We start from the raw sequence: 20,225 nt of genomic DNA on the forward strand, positions 1-20,225 counted from the left end.
CCGGCTCAGGCGTCTTCCGGTTCGGGCGCCTTGGGCGCGTCGCGCGCCAGGATGGAGGTCACCGCCATGTCCCCGGTCACGTTGCCCAGGGTGCGGAAGATGTCGGGCGCGACCTCCACGGCCAGCAGGATCGGCAGGATCTCGATCGGCAGGCCCAGCGCCAGGCATATCGGGCCGACGCTGATGATGAACGAGACCTGCCCCGGCAGGCCCACCGAGCCGACGCTGACCGCGAGCGCCACCAGCACCGCGCCGGCGTACTGCAGCGGCGTGGGCTCCAGTCCGTAGACGTGGGCGACGAAGATCGCCACGGCCAGGTTCATCACCGGGCTGGTCATCCGGAAGACGGCGACGGCCAGCGGCAACACCAGGCCCGCGATCCGCTGCGGCACGCCCAGGTCGTCGCGGCTGCGCTCGATCATCGCCGGCAGGCAGGCGAGCGACGACTGGGTGGCGAAGGCCGTCGCGAGCACAGGCCCCGTGGCCCGCGCCCAGCGGCCGAGCGGCACGCGCCCGACGGTCACCGCCAGCAGGTAGCCGATGATGGTGATGCCGAGGCCGGTCAGGGAGACAACCGCGATGTAGTGGCCGAGCGTCCCGGCCGCGCCGACGCCGGCCCGCAGTCCGACGCCCAGACCCAGGCAGAAGACGCCGATGGGGCCGGCCAGGAGCACCCAGCGGACGATGATGATCATGGCGTCGCCGATCGCCTGGAAGATGTCGACGAGCAGCCGGCCGCGCTCGGGCGGCAGGCGGGTGAGGGCGAAGCCCGTGAAGATCGCGAACACCACCAGCGGCAGCACGGCGTCCTCCGCCGCCGCCTTCACCGGGTTCGACGGGGCGAGGCTGCGGATCCAGGCGGCGAAGTCGGGCGTCGCCGACTCGATCGACGTGCCGGGCGCACCGGCTCGCAGCGCCATGGCCCCTTCCGGCGAAACCGGCCACAGGGCCAGAAGGCCGTTGGTGAAGACGATGCTGTAAAGCGAGCCCAGCAGCAGCAGCCCCAGGAACCAGCCCAGCGCCCGGAGCGCCAGCCGCCCCGTCGCCGCGGCGTCCGACACCTGGGCGATCCCCGTCACGAGGATGGCGAAGATCAGGGGGATGACGGTCATCCGCAGCGCGTTGAGCCAGAGGCCGCCGAACGCCTCGACGCCTTCGATGACCTTGGCCACCGTCGGGTCGCCGCCGGCCGCGGCGACGGCCCCGATGCCCAGGCCCAGGATCAGGCCCAGCAGCACCCGCACGCTCAGGGACTTCAGCAGCCGCAACCCCAACCCTCCGGAAGAAGAACGCGCGATGTGGCCTGGTTCAGGGGACGGCTGCAAGCGGGATCAGTCTTCCAGGACCCGGCGCACCGTGTCCTGTATGGCCGCGTAGCATTCGCAGGCGCAGGTCTCGAGCGCGCCGCGGTCCAGGATGCGGATGCGGCCGCGGGAATAGCGGATCGCGCCGCGGCTCTGGAGCTGGGTGGCGATGCCCGTCACCGTCGTCCGCTGCACGCCCAGCATGATCGACAGATGCTCCTGGGTCAGCGGTACGAGGTCCGAGTCCAGCCGGTCCTGGGTCAGGAGCAGCCAGCGGCACAGGCGCCTCTCGGCCGGATGGAGCGCGTTGCACGCCGCCGCGCGGGCCGCCTGAACCTGGCTTGCCTGGGCGTGCTGGACAATGGCGCGGGTCAGCGCGGGGCTCTTCGCCGCCGCGGCCTGCAGTTCCGCGGTGGCGATCCGCCAGGCGTCGCCCGGCACCTGCACCAGCATGGTCTCGTAGGCGATCCTCGAGCCGAGGGCGTGGAGCAGGCCGTAGCCGCTCTCGCGGCCGATGGTGCGGCTCTCGATCTGGGCGCCGTCCAGCATCACCGTCACCACCGACAGGATGCAGTCGATCGGAAGATGGACGTGGGTCACCGGCGCGCCGGCCTCCGTCAGCACATCGTCCCGCTTCAGCGTCACGCGTTCGAGGCGCGGCGCGATCGCGGCCATGTCCTGGGCGTCCAGGCTGTCGAGGAAGTGATTGATGCGGCTCACGCGTCCAAGAACGCGGTGCGGCCAAGCCAGTTCACGCCGGCGCCGGGAACGCCATGCCCTCGCCTCGTGTTGTGCGCGGCGCAGGGTCCGAAACATGAATGCTTACAGTGCGCCGCTTACCGAGGCGATGAACGCCCAGGCCGTCGAGGGCGAAGTCGTGGTCTTGGGGCCAGAGTCGATCGCCGTGTCGCTGACGCCCGAGGCCGCCGAGGAGTCCGCCCGCCGTCTGGCCGCCGCCGCCGCCGAGGCCCGGAGGCAGCCGAAGCCGGCCTAGCCGCGGCGCTCGTAGCGCATGCAGAGCGCGGTGGGTGCGTCGGCGTCGGCGCCCCGCAGCCGCACGGCCACCTCGTTCAGCGCCTCGTCCTGACCTGCAAAGCGGGCGAGTTCCTGGCCGTCGCGGGAGACGACCCATTGGTCGTCGGACTGGACCACTTCGTACTTCATAAGGCGCCGCTTACGCCCGCCCGGCGGACACAACAACCGGACGGAGAGTCGCAGGCGTAGAATTACCCTGGCGCGCGAACGGCGATTTCCACGTCGCAAATGCTGAAGGCCGCGCCCTTCTCGGCCTTCAGCGCCGCCAGCCGGGCGGCGAAGCCCGGGCTCCGCGCGTCCGCCACGTGGATCTTCGGCCGCTCGGCGTCCGGCAGGTCGGCGGCCACCCGCACCTTGAGCATCAGGTCAGGGACTTTCGGCGGCTCGCCGACCGCCACGGCGTTCACCGCCGCCTGCCCGTCCACCACCCGGCCCCAGACCGTGTACTCGTGGTCCAGCCTGCGCGCCGGCGCCCGCATGAAGAAGATCTCCGAGTTCGCCGTCCCCGGATCGGCCTGCCGCCCCATGCCGACCACGCCGGGACAGTAGGCGCCCCAGCCTCGCACCCTGCCGTCCGCCTGCCGTACGCCGGCGAAGGGCGTGGCGCCCAGCAGGCCCTCGATCCCGTCGCTGCGCTCCACCGCCACGCTCACCGCCTCGGCCGGGGCCCGGAACTGGAACTCGGGCGGCAGGTCCGGATGCTTTGAAGTCCCGCCGTCCCGGTTGTTCGGATTGCCGGTCTGGGCGACGAAGCCGTCGATCACCCGGTGGAACTGCAGGCCGTCATAGACGCCCTCCCGCGCCAGCCGCTTCACCCGCTCAGCCGCCTTGGGCGCCATCGCCGGCGCCATCTCGACCACCACCCGGCCCTTGGTCGTCTCGATCACCAGGGTGTTCTCCGGGTCCAGCGGCCGGAAGTCCGAAGCCGCCAAGGGCGCCGCCAGCGCCGCCGCCAAAGCCAGTGCGATCATCTGCCCTCCCGCTGCTGCCACTCTCCTGTCAGCAGCCCTGTGCGTTAAGGTAGCGAAACAGCCCCGAAATACCTACGTTCACGCCATGCCCAAAGCCGCCCAGAGCCCCGCCGCAGCCGGCGTCGCCGACATGTCCGGCGCGTTCGACTACGACGAGAACACCATGCCGCTCCTGTGGAAGCCGCACCGTCCGGAGCGGCCGCAGAAGAGCGAGGGCGGCCGCAAGTTCAAGCTGGTCTCCAACTACCAGCCGGCCGGCGACCAGCCCCAGGCGATCAAGGAACTGGTGGCCGGTCTCGAAGGCCGCGAGCACGACCAGGTCCTGCTGGGCGTCACCGGCTCGGGCAAGACCTTCACCATGGCCAAGGTCATCGAGGAGACGCAGCGCCCCGCGCTGATCCTCGCCCCCAACAAGACCCTGGCCGCGCAGCTCTATTCCGAGTTCAAGAGCTTCTTCCCCGAGAACGCGGTCGAGTTCTTCGTCTCGTACTACGACTACTACCAGCCCGAGGCCTACGTGCCGCGGACGGACACTTACATCGAGAAGGACTCGTCGATTAACGAGCAGATCGACCGGATGCGCCACTCGGCCACCCGGGCGATCCTGGAGCGCGACGACGTCATCGTCGTGGCCTCGGTCTCGTGCATCTACGGCATCGGCTCGGTCGAGACCTACTCGGCCATGACCTTCCAGCTGAAGCCCGGCGACCGCATCGACGAGAAGAAGCTGCTCGGCGACCTCGTGGCCCTCCAGTACAAGCGCAACGACCAGGCCTTCGAGCGCGGCACGTTCCGGCGGCGCGGCGACACCATCGAGATCTTCCCGGCCCACTACGAGGACCGCGCCTGGCGCATCAGCCTCTTCGGCGACGAGATCGAGGCCATCGTCGAGTTCGACCCGCTGACCGGCAAGAAGACCGCCGAGCTGGAAGGCGTGAAGATCTACGCCAACAGCCACTACGTGACGCCCCGCCCGACGCTCCGCCAGGCCATCAACCAGATCAAGATCGAGCTGAAGGAACGGCTCGACTGGCTGGTCGCCAACGGCAAGCTCCTCGAAGCGCAGCGTCTCGAACAGCGCACCACCTTCGACCTCGAGATGATCGAGGCCACGGGCTCGTGCGCCGGCATCGAGAACTACAGCCGCTATCTCACCGGCCGCCGGGCGGGCGAGCCGCCGCCGACGTTCTTCGAATACATCCCCGACAACGCCCTGCTGTTCGTCGACGAGAGCCACCAGACCGTGCCCCAGATCGGCGGCATGTACCGGGGCGACTACCGCCGGAAGTTCACGCTCGCCGAGTACGGCTTCCGCCTCCCGTCGGCGATCGACAACCGGCCGCTGAAGTTCGAGGAGTGGGACGCCATGCGGCCCGACACGGTGCACGTGTCGGCCACCCCGGGCTCCTGGGAGATGGAGCGGACCGGCGGCGTCTTCGCCGAGCAGGTCATCCGCCCGACCGGCCTGATCGACCCGCCGGTTGAGGTCCGCCCGGTCGCCAAGGACGGCTTCAGCCAGGTGGACGACGTCATCGACATGGCCCGCCAGACGGCCGCCAAGGGCTACCGCAGCCTGGTCACCGTGCTCACCAAGAAGATGGCCGAGGACCTGACCGAGTACATGCACGAGCAGGGCCTGCGCGTGCGCTACATGCACTCCGACGTCGACACCCTGGAGCGGATCGAGATCATCCGTGACCTGCGGCTTGGCGCCTTCGACATCCTCGTCGGTATCAACCTGCTGCGGGAGGGCCTCGACATCCCGGAGTGCGGCTTCGTGGGCATCCTCGACGCCGACAAGGAGGGCTTCCTGCGCTCGGAGACCTCGCTGATCCAGACCATCGGCCGGGCCGCCCGGAACGTGGAGGGCAAGGTCGTCCTCTACGCCGACCACATCACCGGCTCCATGGAACGCGCCATGGCCGAGACCCAGCGGCGCCGCGAGAAGCAGCAGGCCTACAACCTCGAGCACGGCATCACGCCCGAGAGCGTGAAGAGCCAGATCAAGGACATCCTCGCCAGCCCCTACGAGAAGGACCGCGTCACCGTCCCCGTCGGCGTCGCCGAGGACGGCAAGCCCTTCATGGGCGACAACTTCAAGACCACGCTGCGCGACCTGGAGAACCAGATGCGCGAGGCGGCCTCCAACCTGGAGTTCGAGACGGCCGCGCGGCTGCGGGACGAGATCAAGCGCCTGAAGCTGCTCGACCTGGAGTTCGCCGCCGACGCCCTGGCCGGCGAAGGCGAGACCGGCGACCGCGACGCGGTCAAGCGCGTCCGGGCGGAGGCCCGCGCCGAGAAGCAGGAACAGTTCCGCAAGGGCCGCGGCCGGCGCTAGCGCCGAACCGTCAGTATATTCCTGTATGGCTGGAGACTTTCACGCGCGCGGGCGTGTGGAAGACGTACGAACGTGCGCACAGGCCTTCGGCGGCCTGCGGACTTCGGATTCACCTGAGAAAGAGCGGCGGGGTCGTTCCCGTTATGTTCAGGGTAACACGGGGCCCGCCAGTCGCCAAAAATTCCGTGCCGAGCGCCCGGCGGCGATGACGGTGTCCCGTCTCCTTCTCCCCCTGCGGGAGACGGTGTCAGGCCGAGCCTGACGGATGAGGGGTCGCGCGGCGGCGCCTGCCCGGTGAGCAGTCGCCCGCCCCAGCCTGGTAGACCGCGCCGCGCTTCCGGAGCTCGATGCGGTCTCCCGGCCAGCAAACGGCCTCAGCCGGAAGCGCCACCACGCGGACGCCGTCGGGCGTGTCCGCACGGACCCGCAGGCTGACGTGGCCAAACTTCGAGACGACGACCTCGACCGCCAACACCTCGCCCTTGAGGTTCTCAGGCGGCCCTTGCTCAGGCTGGCACTTCGCCAGCACGGCAACGAGCGCCACCCCGATCACGGCTCCGAAGGCAATCCCGAGCCACGGCGATTGCCTGTCGCCCCGGATCGCGCGGCGAATGGCCCGCACCACGTCGCGGTCGTTTCTCTCCACCAAAGCCCCTCGCCCCGACACCACCCTACCGGAGGTTATGAAGCCTGAAGTCCATGGGCCGCTACAAGGGCCGCGCCGGCGCCATGGCAGGCCACAAGCTGCGCGGTGTGGGCGGGTCAAGGCCGGGCGGAGCCCGCGCCTTGAGGCGTCCGCACGGCGGAGCCAACCTCCCCGCCAGGACTTAAAAGCCCGAACCCGACCGGCCAGCCCCAGGAGCCCCACCATGTCCGAGCCCATCACCGGCGGCTGCCTCTGCGGCGACGTCCGCCTGACGGCGCGGGGCGAGCCGTATCGCGTCGGCGTCTGCCACTGCCTGGACTGCCGCAAGCACCACGGCGCCCTCTTCTTCGCCGCGGCGATCTTCCCTGAGGGGGCGGTCACCGTCCAAGGCGAAACGCGCGACTGGAAGGGCCGCCACTTCTGCCCCCGCTGCGGCTCGTCGGTCTTCGCCCGCTACGGCGACGAGGTGGAGGTGCACTTAGGCGCCCTCGACGCCCCGGACCGGTTCACCCCGACCTACGAGAACTGGACCATCCGCCGCGAGGCCTGGCTGCCGGCGTTCCCGCTGAAGCGGAGCTATGAGCGGGACCGCGAGGGCGAGGGGCGGACGGAGGATTAGCCAGCCACCGGCCCGCTACTCGAGGCCTCCGCCCGAGAGCGCCGCACGCCTTCGGGGATGCCCCAGAAGACGAGGCCGCCAATGAAGCCGAGTCCGCCGAAGAGGGTGAACGGTCGCCCGCGGTCGAGCGGCCCGTCCCGCGCTTACCGCATCGGGGCCGTCGCGAGCGGCCACATACCGGCCAGCAGTGCGCCCACAAGGCCCGCGCTCTGCTCCGTCGCCCGAACGCTCCTGCGCAGAATCAGCTAGAGCGGCACGCCCACGGCGAGGGTCGGTCCGCAGCCGAGGAAGGCGCCCGTCATCGTCACAAGGCCGGCGAAGCTGGCTCCAGCAACGCCGCCGCTCGCGAGGCCCAGCAGGCCCGCCAGGACGGCGACCAGCAGAACGGGCGGGGCCGGCGCGAAGAACGCGAGCGCGACGCGCTTCGCCGAAGGTGTCAGCTCAGTCGATGGAGAGGCGATACGCCTTTTACGCCCAAAGGCGGACAGTTCAGGATATTCCGAGCTTCTCGAAGAGAGCGTTATGCCTCACTCGGTTGTTCTCAATCAGCTTACCTCCCCGCACTGCCTTCGTCGTGCTGTCAATTCGGCGGAATGATGAAAAATTCCCGGCGTTCAGACCAACCCCAGTATCGGCTACTGAGAAGCCTTCCACTTCACCGCCGACACTACGGAACACTGAAACCACGATCTGACCACGCGCCGGGTCGCCCTGGTCCTGAATAGCGTGCAAGCTATTCGAAACAGCCTCATAGACGCCGTACATCGCGTTCTCTGGGGACGGCGCTAGGGGAAAGTTGCGCAGCCGTCCGGTAAGAGTCTGCGTGAGAGTCAAATCTTCTTTGGCGTCATCCAAGGCGCAGCTCCCCACCGTTTCGCATAAGCTAAAAGTTCGGATCGCCTCGTGCCAACCGCCAATTTGGGGCGACGACGATCGGCTCGACTGCGGCGCTAGGCCCCCGCTGCCGAACCGTTAGTCACATCCGCTAACCACACACCGTGACCACAAATCCCCACCCGGCCCGGCAACAGCCTTAACCGGCGCCGTTCATGCGGGAGACAGGGAACCTGTGCTGTCAATGAGCGTAAGTTGAGACAGCCAGGGCCGGAGGATCGTCCGCAGCGGGCCATCGTGGACCGCGGATCTTCCAGGAACCTGGGTCTGGGATTTGAGGTATTTGAGGATGTCACCGTCGCTCAGCGTGGTCGCCGATAACGACCTGAAGATCAGTCCGAACGTCTCGAAGACCGAGACCGTCGCGCAGCGCGTGAAGCGCCTGCAGCAAGAAGCCAAGCAGCTCGCCAAGGACCACATCAAGGCGCTGACCGCGCAGATCGTGGCCGTGGAGGAGATGGCCGCCGAGATCGCCGAGGGCGGCGAAGCCTATCCGCCCGGCGTCCGCGACATGGCCCGCCGCCTGGTGGAAGACATGGACAGCCGCGTCCAGACCCTGGAAGCGATCGTCGCCCGCACGTAAGGCGGCGCGGCCACGCCGTCCCAGAAGGGGACGGGCGTGACCTGACCCTACGACCCGTCTTCGGCCGGCGCGCGAGGGGCCGGCCGGCGGGCCGCAAGGGTCAAGATCCTGGCCATCGGGCGCGCGAGCTCCGCCCCGACCGCAGGCCTCCGGACGCAGCCGGACATTAACTGCGCCCCTCAAGGTTATCGGATAACCACGAACAGACACGAAGCCGCACGAACGCCGTGGCGCTTGACGCCCCAGCCATGCCCGCGCCGCGCGTATCGGGGCATGCGCGGCGCGGGCGGCCGTTGCGGCCCGAAGCTTGGGGGCGTCGGACCCTACAGCTCTCCCTCGGGAGCAAACCTAATCATGGGGCCAGGCGGCCCCGCCTCCCCCAGATGAGGTACGGGGCGAACTCAGCTCAGCAGGTCGCGGAACTCGCTGGAGCGACGCAGCCAGGTGGCCGCGTAGCCGCAGATGGGCGTGATGGTGAGGCCCTTGGCGCGGGCGTCGGCGCCGATGGCCTTCATCAGCCGGTCGGAGGCGCCCGTGCCGCGCAGCGCCGGCGGGGCGAAGACGTAGTCGATGTAGAGCACGCCGTCCTTCAGCCGGTAGTCGGCGTGGCTGGTGAGGCCCTGCTCGTCCATCTCGTAGCGGTCGCCGGTGTCCCTAAGGTCGGCCATGGCCGTGCGCTCCCTTGTTACGTCGGTTACATAGAACCCCTCGCGGGGCCGGCGGCTCCCGCCTAGGCTCGGGCGTCGCACGGGGGAAGGCAAGATGCGGTGGCAGGCGGGGCTGGTGCTTTGCGGGCTGTTGCTGGCCGGGTGCCAGCGCGAGGCGGCGCAGACGCCGGCGCCGGACGAGATCATGCCGATGCGGGCCGCCGGCCTCTGGCGTCAGACGGTGACCGCGGACGGCACGACCAAGACGATGCGGATTTGCCTGGACGATCAGGCGGCCCGGCGGCTGAACCTGCTGGGCGACGAGCTGGCCCGCTTCGAGTGCCCCGCGAACCGAAGCTGGCGCGATGGCGACGGCTGGTCGTTCGAGCACCAGTGCAACATGCTGAGCATGGGACGCCAGGAGGTGACCGGCCATGTCACCGGCGACCTCAAGCGGCGGTTCGTGATGACAGCGACGTCCCTGATCGCGGGCTCGGAATTCGCCAAGGCCAATGGCCGCCATCAGACGCGGATCGAAGGCGTCCTGGAAGGACCCTGCCCCGCCGGCTGGCGGCCGGGCGAGGTGGAGCTGGGCGACGGCGCGCGGTTCAACGTGCTGAACTCCCGTCCCGTCCGGTAGGCGGCTTCAGGCCAGCTCCACCGCCATCGCCACCGCCTCGCCGCCGCCGATGCAGAGCGAGGCCAGGCCCTTCTTCCGGCCGCGGGCCTCGAGGGCGCTGAGCAGGGTGGCCAGAATGCGGGCGCCGGAGGCGCCGATGGGGTGGCCCAGCGCGCAGGCGCCGCCGTTGACGTTCAGCTTCGCGCGGTCGAGGCCCAGTTCGCGCTCGGCGATCATGGCGACGACGGCGAAGGCCTCGTTGACCTCGAACAGGTCCACGTCGTCGACGCTCCAGCCGGCGCGCTTCAGCGCCTTGCGCATGGCGGGCACCGGGGCCGTGGTGAACTGGCCGGGCTCGTGGGCGTGGGCGCCGTGGCCGGCGACGCGGGCGACGATCTGCATGCCGAGCGTCCGCGCGACGCTCTCGCGGGTCATCACCAGGGCGGCGGCGCCGTCGGAGATGGAGCTGGCGTTGGCGGCGGTGATCGTGCCGTCCTTGGCGAAGGCGGGCTTCAGGGTCGGGATCTTGGCGGGATCGGCCTTCAGCGGCTGCTCGTCGTGCTCGACGAGCGTGACCGCGCCGCGGCGATCCTTCACCTCGACCGGGACGATCTCGGCCTTGAAGGCGCCGCCCTCGACCGCCGCGCGGGCCTTGGTGAGCGAGCCGATGGCGTACTCGTCCTGGGCCTCCCGGGTGAACTGGTACTGGCGGGCGGTCTCCTCGGCGAAGGAGCCCATCAGCCGGCCGGGCTCGTAGGCGTCTTCCAGGCCGTCCAGGTACATGTGGTCGTACAGGGTGTCGTGGCCGATGCGGGCGCCGCCACGGTGCTTGGTCATCAGGTAGGGCGCGCCGGTCATGCTCTCCATGCCGCCGGCGACGATGACGTCGGCGGTGCCGGCGGCCAGCGCGTCGTGGGCGAGGATCGCGGCCTGGAGCCCCGAGCCGCACATCTTGTTGACCGTCGTGGCCTCCACCGACTTCGGCAGGCCCGCGCCCAGCGCCGCCTGGCGGGCGGGGGCCTGGCCGAGGCCAGCCGGCAGCACGCAGCCCATCAGGATCTGCTCGACGGCGTCGGGGGCGACCTTGGCGCGCTCGACGGCGGCGCGCACGGCGGCGGCGCCGAGCTCGGTGGCCTTCACGCCCGAGAGCACGCCCTGGAAGCCGCCCATGGGCGTGCGGGCGTAGGAAGCGATGACGACGGGATCGGAGGATTGGGTCATGGGCCTTAGATAATTCACCGGCCCATGAAACTGAAGGTCAGACGTCGCGGGCCGTGCTGGCGATGAAGCCGCCGCCGAGGACGCGGGTGGGCGCTTCCGGGGCATAGAGCACGCAGGCCTGGCCGGGGGCGACGCCCTCTTCCGGCGCGTCGAAGGCGACGCCGGGTACGCCGTCCACCAGGGCCAGGCGGCCGGCCGCGGGCTCGCGGGTCGAGCGGACGCGGGCCAGCACCGGCCGGCCGGCGTCGCAGGCGGCCTCGATCGAGGCCTCGTCGCCCAGCCAGTTGGTTTCCTTCAGCGACAGGGCGTGGGTGAGCAGCGCCTCGCGCGGTCCCACGATCACCCGTCGCGTATCGGCGTCGATCCTGACCACGAACAGCGGATCGCCGACGGCGACGTTCAGCCCCCGGCGCTGGCCGATGGTGTAGCGGGTGACGCCGTCGTGGCGGCCCAGCACCCGGCCGTCGAGGTGGACGATCTCGCCGGGCTCGGCGCCCTGGGGCCGGAGCTTGTCGATGAGGGTGGTGTACTTGCCCTCGGGCACGAAGCAGATGTCCTGGCTGTCGGGCTTGTCGGCGACGGCGAGGCCCAGCTCGGCGGCGGCCGCGCGCACGGCGGGCTTCGGCATCCCGCCCAGCGGGAAGCGCAGATAGGCGAGCTGTTCGGCCGTGGTGGCGAACAGGAAGTAGGACTGGTCGCGCGCCGGGTCGACGGCCCGATGCAGCTCGGGCCCGGCCGGCCCTTCTTCCCGGCGGACGTAGTGGCCGGTGGCCATGGCCTCGGCGCCCAGCTCCCGGGCGACGTCCAGCAGGTCGCGGAACTTCACCGTCTGATTGCAGCGGATGCAGGGGATCGGCGTCTCGCCGCGGAGGTAGGCGTCGGCGAAGTCGTCGATGACCTGCTGCCGGAAGCGGCTCTCGTAGTCGAGGACGTAGTGCGGGATGCCCAGCGACTGGGCCGCCGTGCGGGCGTCGTGGATGTCCTGGCCGGCGCAGCAGGCGCCCTTCTTCTGGACGGCCGCCCCGTGATCGTAGAGCTGCAGGGTCACCCCGACGACATCGTAGCCGGCGCGCGCCAGCAGGGCCGCGGTGACGGTCGAGTCCACGCCGCCGGACATGGCCGCGACGATCCGGGTCCCGAGCGGCAGGCGCACGGCGTCGCGGGCGGCCTCGACGAGGCCGTCGGACAGGCGATCGGCGGTGATCGCGACGGGGGCGCTACAGACGCTCATCGCCGCCTATGTAGCGGCTGAGGCGCGGGTTTTCGAGGCCGGCCCTATTTGAGGACGTTGAGCAGGGAGCTTTCCTGCAACGCGGTGAAGACGTGGGCCGCCGCCTGCACGGCGATCTGCGCCTGCTCGAGCTGGGCCACGGCCTCAGGCATGTCGGCGTCGGTGATGTCGCCCATCATGCCGGCGAGCTGGTTGCCGCGGGTCTCCAGGTCGTCGCGGACGCTCTCGACCCGCTTCTGCATCAGGCCGTTGCGCGCGGTGGTGTTGGTCAGGTCCTCGCGAATCCCGTCCCACGTGGCGAGCTGGCCTTCAAGGAAGGTGCGCTGGGCCGCCGTCATGGCGCCGGTGAACGGGCCCGAACCGCCCTGGTGGAAGGCTTGGATGGTCTGGAAGGCGGTGAGCAGGCCCGTGCCGAGGTCGTCGGCCAGCAGGCCCACCTGGACCGAGGTCGCCTCGTCCACCTTGGCGTTGGTGACGAACTGGTCGTTCTTGAACCAGCTCGCGATCGGGGGCCCCGAGGTGAGGTCGGCGAGGGCGGTGGCGGTCACGGGACGGGTGTCCACCTGGCCGCCGGCGAAGACGTACTTGCCGCCGTAGCGGGCGTTCATCCCCTCGACCGCGTTGCGGAACTGGGCCTGCAGGTCCTCCATCAGCGTGTCGACGCGGCCCGAGGCCAGGGCGTCGGCGATCGCCTGGCGGGCGTCGAGGGCGGCGTCGGCGACCTGGTTCAGGGCGGTGTCCTGAGTGGCCAGGCGCTCGGAGATGAAGGTGTTCTGGTCCTGGTAGGTCTCGATGCGCGTCTTCAGCGAGCGCATTGCCGTCAGCATCTCGGCGTCGCGCGCGTAGTCCTTCAGGTCCGAGCCGTTCTTCTGCGTGGCCACCTTCTCGCCGGCCGACATCTGGCGCTGCTGGGCGGCCAGCAGGTTGGCGAGGACGGCCGAGTAGTTGCCGGGTGTCGAGACGCGGGTCACCATCTAGCTGCTCCTCAAAGCATGCCCAGCAGGACGTCGTAGAGGTCCTTGGCCGCCTGGATCACGCGGGCCGAGGCGTTGAACGCCTGCTGATAGGTCGTCATGTTCACCAGCTCTTCGTCGAGGTTCACGCCCTCGACCGACTGCCGGCGCGCCGTGGCCTCGGTCATCACCGCGGCGGCGCTCTCCTTGCGGGTCTCGGCCGCGGCGGCGTTGCGCCCGATCGAGCCACCGAACTCCGAGGCATAGCGCGAGACGGTCATGGTCACGTCGCCAAGCGAGCCCGCCGCCTGGAAGCCGGTGGCCACGTCGCCGGCCTGGGACAGCGCCAGGGCGCCGCGGCCGTCGCCGGGACGGATCAGCGGCTGGGTGAAGCCGCCGGAGAAGTCCAGCTTGCCGAACGCCAACCTGGTGGGATCGCTCTCCAGCGTGGGGTCGACGTAGAACCGGCTCGCGCGGCTGGAGCGCTCGAGCGCGCCCAGGCCGAAGAGCTGACTCATCGAGGGCCCGCCCACGCCGCGTTGCGTCGCATCGCTGATCACCGAGATCTTGGCGTCCGAGGGCCCCGAGCCCTGGAAGCTGAGGTTCCCCTTCGCGTCCAGGCTGAAGCTGCCGTAGAGGCCCACGCCCGTCGTGCTGTTGTTGAGGGCGTTCAGCAGGTCGTTCATCGTCCCGGCGGCCGGCACCGTGACGGTGACGTCGCGCAGCGGCTGGCCGTCGGGGCCCGAAAGGCGGAGCGATATCTGCTGGCCGGCCGTGAAGCCGTGCGCCGACGAGCCTGTGAGACCGGTGTCGTAGTTGGCGAACCCGTCGTTCCGGATCAGGTCGTTCAGGCCGAAGAAGTGGGAGAACGCGCGGCCGGACTTCTGCGATGTGCCTTCGTCGACGGCGATGGTGTTGGACCCCGCGCCAGCGATCGACATGGCCCCGTTGGTGAAGTTCACCGTGGCCTGGCCGCCGAGCTGGCTGTTCAGGGTGGTCTGAAAGTTCGCTGGGGTGAAGGCGACGGCCGGACCGCCGTTGGCGCTCATGGTCCCGGCGGTGAAGTCGATGTCGACCCGCCGCGCGAGCACGCCGGCGGCGTCCATCACCGCGATCGTGGTCCTGCCGCTGAAGCCGCTGATCGCGGTCGGCAGGTCGAGGCCGGTGTTGCGGCCGGTCAGCATGTTGGGCGCGGGATAGGCCACGGCCGCGTTGTGGGCGGCATTGATGCGGTCGGCGGCCCGGGTCAGGAACTCGCCGAGCTGGTCTGACAGCTCCGGCAGCTCGGTGTCTCGCAGGTCCATCAGGCCGCGGATCTCGCCGCTGGTGATCTGGATCGGCTGGGCGGGCGAACCCTCGGAAGGCTGGGCGGTGATGTAACCCGGTGTGGTGTCGCTACGGACATAGGCGAGCTTGGCGGCCACGCCGTCGCCGGCCAGCAGAACGCCTTCGGTGGAGCGCACCGTCACTCCCCCGGCCTCGCGCCCGTTCACGCGCACGTTCATCAGGGTGGAGAGTTCGTCGAGCAACTGGCTCTGGATGTTCTCCGAGCCCGACGCGTCGGCGTTCACCAGCTTTGCGCGGCTGATCTCGACGTTCAGCTGGTTGATCTGCGACAGCAGGCTGTTGGCGCGGTCGACGTCTGCGATGATCTTCGTCTCGACCGTGTCGCCCAGTTCGTCGAGCTGGCTGTTGATCCGATCGGCCTCGGAGAGGAAGTCCTGCACGTTCGACAGCGCCTGGGTGCGCAGCAGGCTGGACGAAGGATCGTCGGCGGCCGTGGCGAAGGCGCCGAAGATCGCGTCGAGGCGGTTGAAGAAGAAGGTCTCGCTCGACGGATTGCCGAACAGGCTCTGAGCGTTGTCGAGGTACTGTGAAACCGCCGCCCAACGGTTGGAGTCCGACGCCGCGGTCAGGCTGGCGGCCTGCAGATAGTCGTCGGTGATGCGCTTCACGCCCTGGACGCGGACGCCCATGCCGACGCCGTCCACGACGAGCGGCTGCTGGTCCACCGCCTTGCGGACGTAGCCGGGCGTGTTGACGTTGGCGATGTTGTCCGACACCGCGCGCAGGGCGGCCTGGGCGGCGTTGAGGCCCGAGGCCCCGGTCTTCAGAGTGACGCTCAGCGACATCGCTTAACGCTCCACCCGGCAAAGGCTCACCCCCCGGCCCGGCGGTTTCTGCCGGGAGAAGGGTGAACACGCGCATAAGGCGCCGGGGAAAACCTAATAATTTCAAGGATGGGCCCTTCTAGGCCCGGTGAGCTCGCAACAAGCAGCGCAAGTCCGGCGCCAGAACGAGAGACGGTTCCCCAGGGCGGCAGGGAACGCCCCACCGGCCCGGCAAATTCCGCCGCGGGCGGGCGATCCGGGACCCTTCACCCGCAAGGCATTCCGCAACGAATTCCGAGACTTGGCCGATTGGCGCGAAGGTTGCTCCGGAACGGTCGAATGGACCCGGCGCAGCACGCGCTGAACCTCGTCACACGGCTTTTCGAACCTCCCGCATGACCGCTGCCGCGATCAATCCCGCAACGAGCGTCCTGCCCGGCCTGACCGGCGCTGGGAGCGGCCAGGCCGTGGGTCCGCTGGCGGGATTCGAGGCGCTGCTGGCTGCCCTGTTCGGCGAAACCGACATCGCGGGCGTGCCAGCGGGCGGGACTGTCCCGACGCCGGCTCAGGCGATCGCGACCGCTCCCGCCGCGGGCGCCATGTTCGTGAGCTTCGAGGACGCCGCCGAGCTCCCTGAAGACGCCGCTCCCGCCGAGCCCAACCCGCCCGAGGCCGGTCAGCCGGATTCGAACGCGGCTGCGCCTGACGCCCTGCTCGTGGCCCTGAACGCTCCCGCACCCGCGCCAGCCGCGTCGCCGGCCGAGACCACGGCTGCGCCGCCCGCGACCGCCTCCTCGCCCGCTCCCGCCGCACAGGTTGCGCCGCCGACCGGCGGCGTGGAAGCGGCGCCGTCCGAACCCGCGGCTTCGAATGCGCCCGTCACGGCGGCCCTCTCGGCGCCAAAGCCCGCCACCACGACCGCCGCCCAGCCCCCGGTCGCGGCGCCTACGCCGGCCACGGCTGCGACCGCACCCCAGACTCCGCCGCCGACGGCTGCTCTGAACCCGCAGGCGGGCACGTCCGCACCGGTCCTCCCCGACGCCCCGCAGCCGACCGAGGACGCAGCCGCGCTCCCGACGCCGGAGGTCATGACCGAGGCGGGCGCGCGTGAAGAGATCACCAAGGCCGCGGACGCGCCCCCGCAGATGTCCCCTTCCAAGAAGGAGAAGGACAAGAAGGGTTCGGTCTCGGAGCGCAGCGCCAAGGCCGAGGACGCCAAGGCGGAGCCCCTGAACGCCCGCGGCGGCGCCACGACCGACCCGACCGCCTCGCCCACGGGCAAGGGCGACGCGGCGGCCAAGGCGCCGAAGATCGACACGCCCCAGCCGGAAGCCCGCAAGGCCGACCTGCCGGAGGCGCTCGAGCAGCCACAGACCGCCGAGACGAAGGCGACCACCCAGGCCTCACAGGCCGCGGCGCCCCAAGCCCATCCCGTTCGCGGCGCGCCCGAGACCGTCGCGAACCTCGCGGCCCAGATCGTCAAGAAGCTGGAGGCCCGCTCCACGCGCTTCGACCTGGAGCTCGATCCGGTCGGCCTGGGCAAGGTCGACGTGCGGGTCGAGATCGGCGCCCACGGCCGGATGACGGCTTCGCTCAGCTTCGAGAACCCGCAGGCCGCCGCCGAGCTGAGAACGCGATCCGGCGAGTTGCACAAGGCGCTGGAACAGGCCGGCTTCGATCTGTCCGGCGGCTTGTCTTTCGACGTGGCCGGCGATCGCGGCCAGGCCCGGCAGGACTGGGGCGAGGGCCAGCAGCAGGGCGGCTTCCGCGGCCGCGCCTTCCAGCAGGCGATGGACGCGGCGAACGAGGCCGACCTCGCCGCCGCCTCGGGCGAACTGAGGCTGCGGCGCGGCGTGACGGCCGGCGTGGACGTGAGGATCTGACATGGTCGACGCCGTATCCGGAACAGGGGGAGACGCCAGCGCCATCGGCCGCACACGGCTGGCCGAGAGCTTCGACACGTTCCTGGCGCTGCTCACTGCGCAGCTCAAGAACCAGGACCCGCTGTCGCCGCTGGATTCCAACCAGTTCACCCAGCAGATCGTGCAGATGACGGGGGTCGAGCAGCAGCTGCTGACCAACGACCTGCTGAAGTCGCTGGTCTCCAACACGACCAACGGGGTGGCGACGGCCGTGAGCCTGATCGGCAAGGAGGTCCGCGCGGCCACCACCGACGCCAAGCTGCAGAACGGCAAGGCCGAGTGGATCTACACCCTGCCGCGCGACGCCAACGACGTGAAGCTCGAGGTGCTGGATTCCAAGGGCAAGGTCGTGAAGGTCCTCGCGCCCGAGGAAGCCAAGGGGCTGAAAGCCGGCGACCACAAGGTCACGTGGGACGGCAAGGACGCCAACAATGTGAAGATGCCCGACGGCATCTACAGCCTGCGCGTCACGGCCAAGGACAGCGACTACGCCACCATCCCGACGACCGTCTCGATCGAAGGCGTGGTGACGGGCGTGGAGCAGTCGAACGGCGACACGCTGATCACGGTCAACGGGGCTCCGGTCCTGTGGAACCACATCGTCACGATCAAACAGGCGCAAGCCGCGCCGCCGCCGACGGAGACCGAGGACGACACCTCGAATCCGCCGCCGACGGAGGACGCGGACTGAACCCACAACCCGGACGGCAGAACGTCGTCTCCACCGGCGGCTCCAGGAGCCGACCCTCCGCAGGAAGCGGACCCAATGGAGAAGAACGGAACTAAGCCATGAGCATCAATTCGGCCATGCTCGCAGGCGTCTCGGGGTTGGTGGCCAACTCCTCGGCGCTCGCGGCCATCTCGGACAACATCGCGAACGTCAACACGGTCGCCTACAAGCGCAATCAGGTGAACTTCGCCAATGTCGTCACCGCCCAGGCGGTGAAGGGCAAGTACGCGGCCGGCGGCGTGCAGAGCGTCACCCGGCAGTTCGTCAGCCAGCAGGGCCTGATCCAGGCCTCCGGCTCGACCACGGATCTCGCCATCTCGGGCGACGGCTTCTTCGTGGTTGCGGGCAAGGGCCTTGGCCTCACGCCCGCCGATGCGCGCAGCTTCACCCGCTCGGGCTCGTTCGGAGTCGACTCCGACGGCTTCCTGGTGAACGACGCCAACCTCTATCTTCAGGGCTGGCCGATCCAGGCCGACGGCTCCTTCGCGGTGAATCCGTCAGACCTGAACGCGATGCGCTCGATCAATGTGAAGAACCTCGGCGCAGCCGTTGCCCCGACGACCGAGCTGGGCGTGAGCGCCAACGTGAACAAGGGCACGACCGTCTCGTCGGGCCTCGCCGGCTACAACGCCGCCACGAACTCGATGGCGCTGTACTCGAGCAGCAACGGCGCGACCGGCACGAAGCCGGACTTCGTCATCGAGATGAACGTCGTCGACTCCGCCGGCGGGTCGCGCAAGGTCGCCATGGCGATGCTGAAGGACACCGCCGCCAATACCTGGCGGGCGGAAATCTATGCGGTGCCCGCCACCGACATCGTGCCGAACGGTACCGACCCGGCCGGCCAGCTCGCCACCGGCAACGTGGTGTTCAATGCTGACGGCACCATCAACATGACGGCGACCAGCAACGCGCTGAAGAGCCTGAACCTGGGCGCCTCGACGGCCGCGACCGGCGCCCGCTGGGCGCCGGGCCTTGGCCTCGCGGCGCAGAGCCTCGACATCGATCTGACGAAGCTCAGCCAGTACGCCTCGACTTCGACGGTGAACTCGATCAGCACCGACGGCGCCGGCGTGGGCAACGTCATCGCCATCGAGGTCGACGAGTCCGGGATCGTCTCGGCGATCTACGACAACAGTCAGATCCGCAAGATCGCCAAGATCGGCATCGCGACCTTCCCCAACGCCAACGCTCTGCGGGCGGTGAGCGGCAACGCCTACCGGCCCACGATCCCGGCCGGCGAAATGGTGGTGAAGGAACCCGGCGTCGGCGGCGCGGGCGCGATCTCGCCGTCCAGCCTCGAAGCCTCGACCGTCGACCTGTCGGCCGAGTTCACCGGCCTGATCGCCACTCAGAAAGCCTACTCAGCATCCTCGAAGATCATCACGACTGCCGATCAGATGCTGGAAGAGCTTATCAACATCAAGCGTTAGAACTTCCCATTAGCTTAGATTAACCGCCGTAAACGGTTAGAATAGTATCAAATTGGTACACGGGGGAGTGTATGGTTAGGTGTTTCTTTACTGTAGCGATTCAGCGGCCGGTAACGGGCGCGGCGTATGGACGCCATCAACAGTGATGGTGGGAAGGCCATAAGAGCCATGTTGCAACAGACGCAGCAGCTGCGCACGAACAGTCGGGGCGAGAGCTATGTCATCGGTCCGACGGGCGCGCCTCTGACGATCAAGGACCTGCCGCCGCCCAACACGGGCCGGTGGGTGATCCGCCGCAAGGCGGAGGTCGTCGCCGCCGTCCGCGGCGGGCTGATCTCGCTGGAGGACGCCCTCGAGCGGTATTCGCTGACCAGCGACGAGTTCCTGTCCTGGCAACGCTCGATCGATCGCCACGGGATGGCCGGCCTCCGGACCACCCGCCTGCAACAGTATCGCTGAACCGACCCAACTTCCCCCGGACAGGTTCGCGAAGTACCGGCCGCGCCCAACCCTCCGGGCGCGGCCGTTTTCATGACCGCTTTCGCTTGACGACCCCGGTCGACCCATGGCCAGATGACAAGTGTCATCTGCACGGGAGGCGCGATGATGCGTGGCAATCCCCTCGACAACACCCGCGGGCCCAGGGCGCGCCTGCCCCTGACCATCGGCGCGGCGAGCCTGGTGATCCTGGCCGGCGCAGGCGCCGGGCTGCACGCCTGGAACGTCGATCGGCGGATGGACAACGTCGCGCGCGCCGTCGCGCACGCGGGCTATGGCGCCGCCGAAGTCTCGCAGATGCCGGGGCCGCAATGTTGGCGCGCGCGGGACGGCTACCGCTGGAAGACCGCCACGAGCGCGGGTTGGGCGTGCGCGGGGCCCCGCGACGAGGTGGTCCTGCACGTGGGCGAGCCCGACGGCCCCTGGCCCTGACGGCCGCCGTCAGTTCCGCGTGAAGGCGGAACGTCCTT

The 20,225-nt window shown here is 69.6% G+C and carries 21 protein-coding genes; 10 read left to right on the top strand and 11 right to left on the bottom strand.

Features of this window, described 5'->3' with window-relative positions; translation table 11 throughout:
* Nucleotides 1–5 precede the first annotated feature (5 nt).
* A complete protein-coding gene (locus ACO2Q0_RS16460; protein WP_423352605.1) occupies nucleotides 6–1,268 on the bottom strand; it encodes a dicarboxylate/amino acid:cation symporter in 1,263 nt (420 codons plus the stop codon).
* 63 nt (nucleotides 1,269–1,331) lie between these two features.
* Complete coding sequence (locus ACO2Q0_RS16465) at nucleotides 1,332–2,024, bottom strand: Crp/Fnr family transcriptional regulator (protein WP_423352606.1); 693 nt, start codon at nucleotides 2,022–2,024, stop codon at nucleotides 1,332–1,334.
* A 94-nt stretch (nucleotides 2,025–2,118) separates the two neighbouring features.
* Here ACO2Q0_RS16465 and ACO2Q0_RS16470 point away from each other — a divergent pair, with 94 nt between their 5' ends.
* The gene (locus ACO2Q0_RS16470) at nucleotides 2,119–2,298 is read left to right on the top strand and encodes a hypothetical protein (protein WP_423352607.1); all 180 of its coding nucleotides are present in this window, start codon (nucleotides 2,119–2,121) and stop codon (nucleotides 2,296–2,298) included.
* On the opposite strand, the gene ACO2Q0_RS16475 is transcribed toward ACO2Q0_RS16470, so the two are convergent.
* Nucleotides 2,295–2,468: a hypothetical protein gene (locus tag ACO2Q0_RS16475; protein ID WP_423352608.1), complete on the bottom strand. Its 174-nt coding sequence runs from the start codon at nucleotides 2,466–2,468 to the stop codon at nucleotides 2,295–2,297. The two genes, ACO2Q0_RS16470 and ACO2Q0_RS16475, sit on opposite strands and share 4 nt — an antisense overlap.
* 62 nt (nucleotides 2,469–2,530) lie before the next feature.
* Complete coding sequence (locus ACO2Q0_RS16480) at nucleotides 2,531–3,310, bottom strand: peptidylprolyl isomerase (protein ID WP_423352609.1); 780 nt, start codon at nucleotides 3,308–3,310, stop codon at nucleotides 2,531–2,533.
* Nucleotides 3,311–3,395: 85 nt separating this feature from the next.
* On the opposite strand from ACO2Q0_RS16480, the gene uvrB reads away from it, so the two are divergent.
* The gene (gene uvrB, locus ACO2Q0_RS16485) at nucleotides 3,396–5,648 is read left to right on the top strand and encodes an excinuclease ABC subunit UvrB (protein WP_423352610.1); all 2,253 of its coding nucleotides are present in this window, start codon (nucleotides 3,396–3,398) and stop codon (nucleotides 5,646–5,648) included.
* Nucleotides 5,649–5,895: 247 nt separating this feature from the next.
* Here the strand turns inward: uvrB and ACO2Q0_RS16490 are convergent, their stop codons facing one another.
* Nucleotides 5,896–6,192 carry a hypothetical protein gene (locus tag ACO2Q0_RS16490; RefSeq protein ID WP_423352611.1) on the bottom strand — a complete coding sequence of 99 codons (297 nt, stop codon included), beginning with the start codon at nucleotides 6,190–6,192 and terminating at the stop codon, nucleotides 5,896–5,898.
* A gap of 325 nt (nucleotides 6,193–6,517) precedes the next feature.
* Here ACO2Q0_RS16490 and ACO2Q0_RS16495 point away from each other — a divergent pair, with 325 nt between their 5' ends.
* Nucleotides 6,518–6,913 carry a GFA family protein gene (locus tag ACO2Q0_RS16495; RefSeq protein WP_423352612.1) on the top strand — a complete coding sequence of 132 codons (396 nt, stop codon included), beginning with the start codon at nucleotides 6,518–6,520 and terminating at the stop codon, nucleotides 6,911–6,913.
* A gap of 489 nt (nucleotides 6,914–7,402) precedes the next feature.
* On the opposite strand, the gene ACO2Q0_RS16500 is transcribed toward ACO2Q0_RS16495, so the two are convergent.
* A complete protein-coding gene (locus ACO2Q0_RS16500; protein ID WP_423352613.1) occupies nucleotides 7,403–7,768 on the bottom strand; it encodes a hypothetical protein in 366 nt (121 codons plus the stop codon).
* A 328-nt stretch (nucleotides 7,769–8,096) separates the two neighbouring features.
* On the opposite strand from ACO2Q0_RS16500, the gene ACO2Q0_RS16505 reads away from it, so the two are divergent.
* A complete protein-coding gene (locus ACO2Q0_RS16505; RefSeq protein WP_423352614.1) occupies nucleotides 8,097–8,390 on the top strand; it encodes a hypothetical protein in 294 nt (97 codons plus the stop codon).
* A gap of 401 nt (nucleotides 8,391–8,791) precedes the next feature.
* Here ACO2Q0_RS16505 and ACO2Q0_RS16510 read toward each other — a convergent pair whose 3' ends face one another.
* Entirely contained in the window at nucleotides 8,792–9,058 is a 267-nt protein-coding gene (locus tag ACO2Q0_RS16510) for a GNAT family N-acetyltransferase (protein WP_423352615.1), read from the bottom strand.
* Nucleotides 9,059–9,152: 94 nt separating this feature from the next.
* Here ACO2Q0_RS16510 and ACO2Q0_RS16515 point away from each other — a divergent pair, with 94 nt between their 5' ends.
* Nucleotides 9,153–9,677: a DUF3617 domain-containing protein gene (locus ACO2Q0_RS16515; RefSeq protein ID WP_423352616.1), complete on the top strand. Its 525-nt coding sequence runs from the start codon at nucleotides 9,153–9,155 to the stop codon at nucleotides 9,675–9,677.
* Nucleotides 9,678–9,683: 6 nt separating this feature from the next.
* Here the strand turns inward: ACO2Q0_RS16515 and ACO2Q0_RS16520 are convergent, their stop codons facing one another.
* The 4 genes from ACO2Q0_RS16520 to flgK are packed head-to-tail and all read right to left on the bottom strand — an operon-like array spanning nucleotide 9,684 to nucleotide 15,193.
* Complete coding sequence (locus tag ACO2Q0_RS16520) at nucleotides 9,684–10,877, bottom strand: acetyl-CoA C-acyltransferase (protein ID WP_423352617.1); 1,194 nt, start codon at nucleotides 10,875–10,877, stop codon at nucleotides 9,684–9,686.
* A gap of 37 nt (nucleotides 10,878–10,914) precedes the next feature.
* A complete protein-coding gene (gene mnmA, locus ACO2Q0_RS16525) occupies nucleotides 10,915–12,108 on the bottom strand; it encodes a tRNA 2-thiouridine(34) synthase MnmA (RefSeq protein ID WP_423352618.1) in 1,194 nt (397 codons plus the stop codon).
* A gap of 44 nt (nucleotides 12,109–12,152) precedes the next feature.
* Nucleotides 12,153–13,082, bottom strand: coding sequence for a flagellin (locus ACO2Q0_RS16530; protein ID WP_423352619.1), 930 nt, complete (start codon nucleotides 13,080–13,082; stop codon nucleotides 12,153–12,155).
* Nucleotides 13,083–13,093: 11 nt separating this feature from the next.
* Nucleotides 13,094–15,193 carry a flagellar hook-associated protein FlgK gene (flgK, locus tag ACO2Q0_RS16535; protein WP_423352620.1) on the bottom strand — a complete coding sequence of 700 codons (2,100 nt, stop codon included), beginning with the start codon at nucleotides 15,191–15,193 and terminating at the stop codon, nucleotides 13,094–13,096.
* A 374-nt stretch (nucleotides 15,194–15,567) separates the two neighbouring features.
* On the opposite strand from flgK, the gene ACO2Q0_RS16540 reads away from it, so the two are divergent.
* The 5 genes from ACO2Q0_RS16540 (at nucleotide 15,568) to ACO2Q0_RS16560 (ending at nucleotide 20,187) form a co-directional block, all read left to right on the top strand.
* Entirely contained in the window at nucleotides 15,568–17,055 is a 1,488-nt protein-coding gene (locus tag ACO2Q0_RS16540; protein WP_423352621.1) for a flagellar hook-length control protein FliK, read from the top strand.
* Nucleotide 17,056: 1 nt separating this feature from the next.
* Nucleotides 17,057–17,785 (top strand): flagellar hook assembly protein FlgD, encoded by a 729-nt coding sequence (locus ACO2Q0_RS16545; RefSeq protein ID WP_423352622.1) that lies wholly within the window; start codon nucleotides 17,057–17,059, stop codon nucleotides 17,783–17,785.
* Nucleotides 17,786–17,883: 98 nt separating this feature from the next.
* Nucleotides 17,884–19,257: a flagellar hook protein FlgE gene (locus ACO2Q0_RS16550; RefSeq protein WP_423352623.1), complete on the top strand. Its 1,374-nt coding sequence runs from the start codon at nucleotides 17,884–17,886 to the stop codon at nucleotides 19,255–19,257.
* Nucleotides 19,258–19,425: 168 nt separating this feature from the next.
* On the top strand, nucleotides 19,426–19,716 hold the full coding sequence (locus ACO2Q0_RS16555) for a DUF1153 domain-containing protein (RefSeq protein WP_257837393.1): 291 nt from the start codon (nucleotides 19,426–19,428) through the stop codon (nucleotides 19,714–19,716).
* Nucleotides 19,717–19,863: 147 nt separating this feature from the next.
* Complete coding sequence (locus ACO2Q0_RS16560; protein WP_423352624.1) at nucleotides 19,864–20,187, top strand: hypothetical protein; 324 nt, start codon at nucleotides 19,864–19,866, stop codon at nucleotides 20,185–20,187.
* The last annotated feature ends 38 nt before the right edge of the window (nucleotides 20,188–20,225 follow it).

Source organism: Phenylobacterium sp. VNQ135, assembly GCF_049445735.1.
Classification (GTDB): domain Bacteria; phylum Pseudomonadota; class Alphaproteobacteria; order Caulobacterales; family Caulobacteraceae; genus Phenylobacterium.

Excerpts from the sequence above, each read along its gene's own strand:
- ACO2Q0_RS16470 (WP_423352607.1), top strand. The coding sequence starts at position 2,119 with ATGAATGCTTACAGTGCGCCGCTTACCGAGGCGATGAACGCCCAGGCC.
- ACO2Q0_RS16475 (WP_423352608.1), bottom strand. The coding sequence starts at position 2,468 with ATGAAGTACGAAGTGGTCCAGTCCGACGACCAATGGGTCGTCTCCCGC.
- ACO2Q0_RS16480 (WP_423352609.1), bottom strand. The coding sequence starts at position 3,310 with ATGATCGCACTGGCTTTGGCGGCGGCGCTGGCGGCGCCCTTGGCGGCT.
- uvrB (WP_423352610.1), top strand. The coding sequence starts at position 3,396 with ATGCCCAAAGCCGCCCAGAGCCCCGCCGCAGCCGGCGTCGCCGACATG.
- ACO2Q0_RS16495 (WP_423352612.1), top strand. The coding sequence starts at position 6,518 with ATGTCCGAGCCCATCACCGGCGGCTGCCTCTGCGGCGACGTCCGCCTG.
- ACO2Q0_RS16505 (WP_423352614.1), top strand. The coding sequence starts at position 8,097 with ATGTCACCGTCGCTCAGCGTGGTCGCCGATAACGACCTGAAGATCAGT.
- ACO2Q0_RS16510 (WP_423352615.1), bottom strand. The coding sequence starts at position 9,058 with ATGGCCGACCTTAGGGACACCGGCGACCGCTACGAGATGGACGAGCAG.
- ACO2Q0_RS16515 (WP_423352616.1), top strand. The coding sequence starts at position 9,153 with ATGCGGTGGCAGGCGGGGCTGGTGCTTTGCGGGCTGTTGCTGGCCGGG.
- ACO2Q0_RS16520 (WP_423352617.1), bottom strand. The coding sequence starts at position 10,877 with ATGACCCAATCCTCCGATCCCGTCGTCATCGCTTCCTACGCCCGCACG.
- mnmA (WP_423352618.1), bottom strand. The coding sequence starts at position 12,108 with ATGAGCGTCTGTAGCGCCCCCGTCGCGATCACCGCCGATCGCCTGTCC.
- ACO2Q0_RS16530 (WP_423352619.1), bottom strand. The coding sequence starts at position 13,082 with ATGGTGACCCGCGTCTCGACACCCGGCAACTACTCGGCCGTCCTCGCC.
- flgK (WP_423352620.1), bottom strand. The coding sequence starts at position 15,193 with ATGTCGCTGAGCGTCACTCTGAAGACCGGGGCCTCGGGCCTCAACGCC.
- ACO2Q0_RS16540 (WP_423352621.1), top strand. The coding sequence starts at position 15,568 with ATGACCGCTGCCGCGATCAATCCCGCAACGAGCGTCCTGCCCGGCCTG.
- ACO2Q0_RS16545 (WP_423352622.1), top strand. The coding sequence starts at position 17,057 with ATGGTCGACGCCGTATCCGGAACAGGGGGAGACGCCAGCGCCATCGGC.
- ACO2Q0_RS16550 (WP_423352623.1), top strand. The coding sequence starts at position 17,884 with ATGAGCATCAATTCGGCCATGCTCGCAGGCGTCTCGGGGTTGGTGGCC.
- ACO2Q0_RS16555 (WP_257837393.1), top strand. The coding sequence starts at position 19,426 with ATGTTGCAACAGACGCAGCAGCTGCGCACGAACAGTCGGGGCGAGAGC.
- ACO2Q0_RS16560 (WP_423352624.1), top strand. The coding sequence starts at position 19,864 with ATGCGTGGCAATCCCCTCGACAACACCCGCGGGCCCAGGGCGCGCCTG.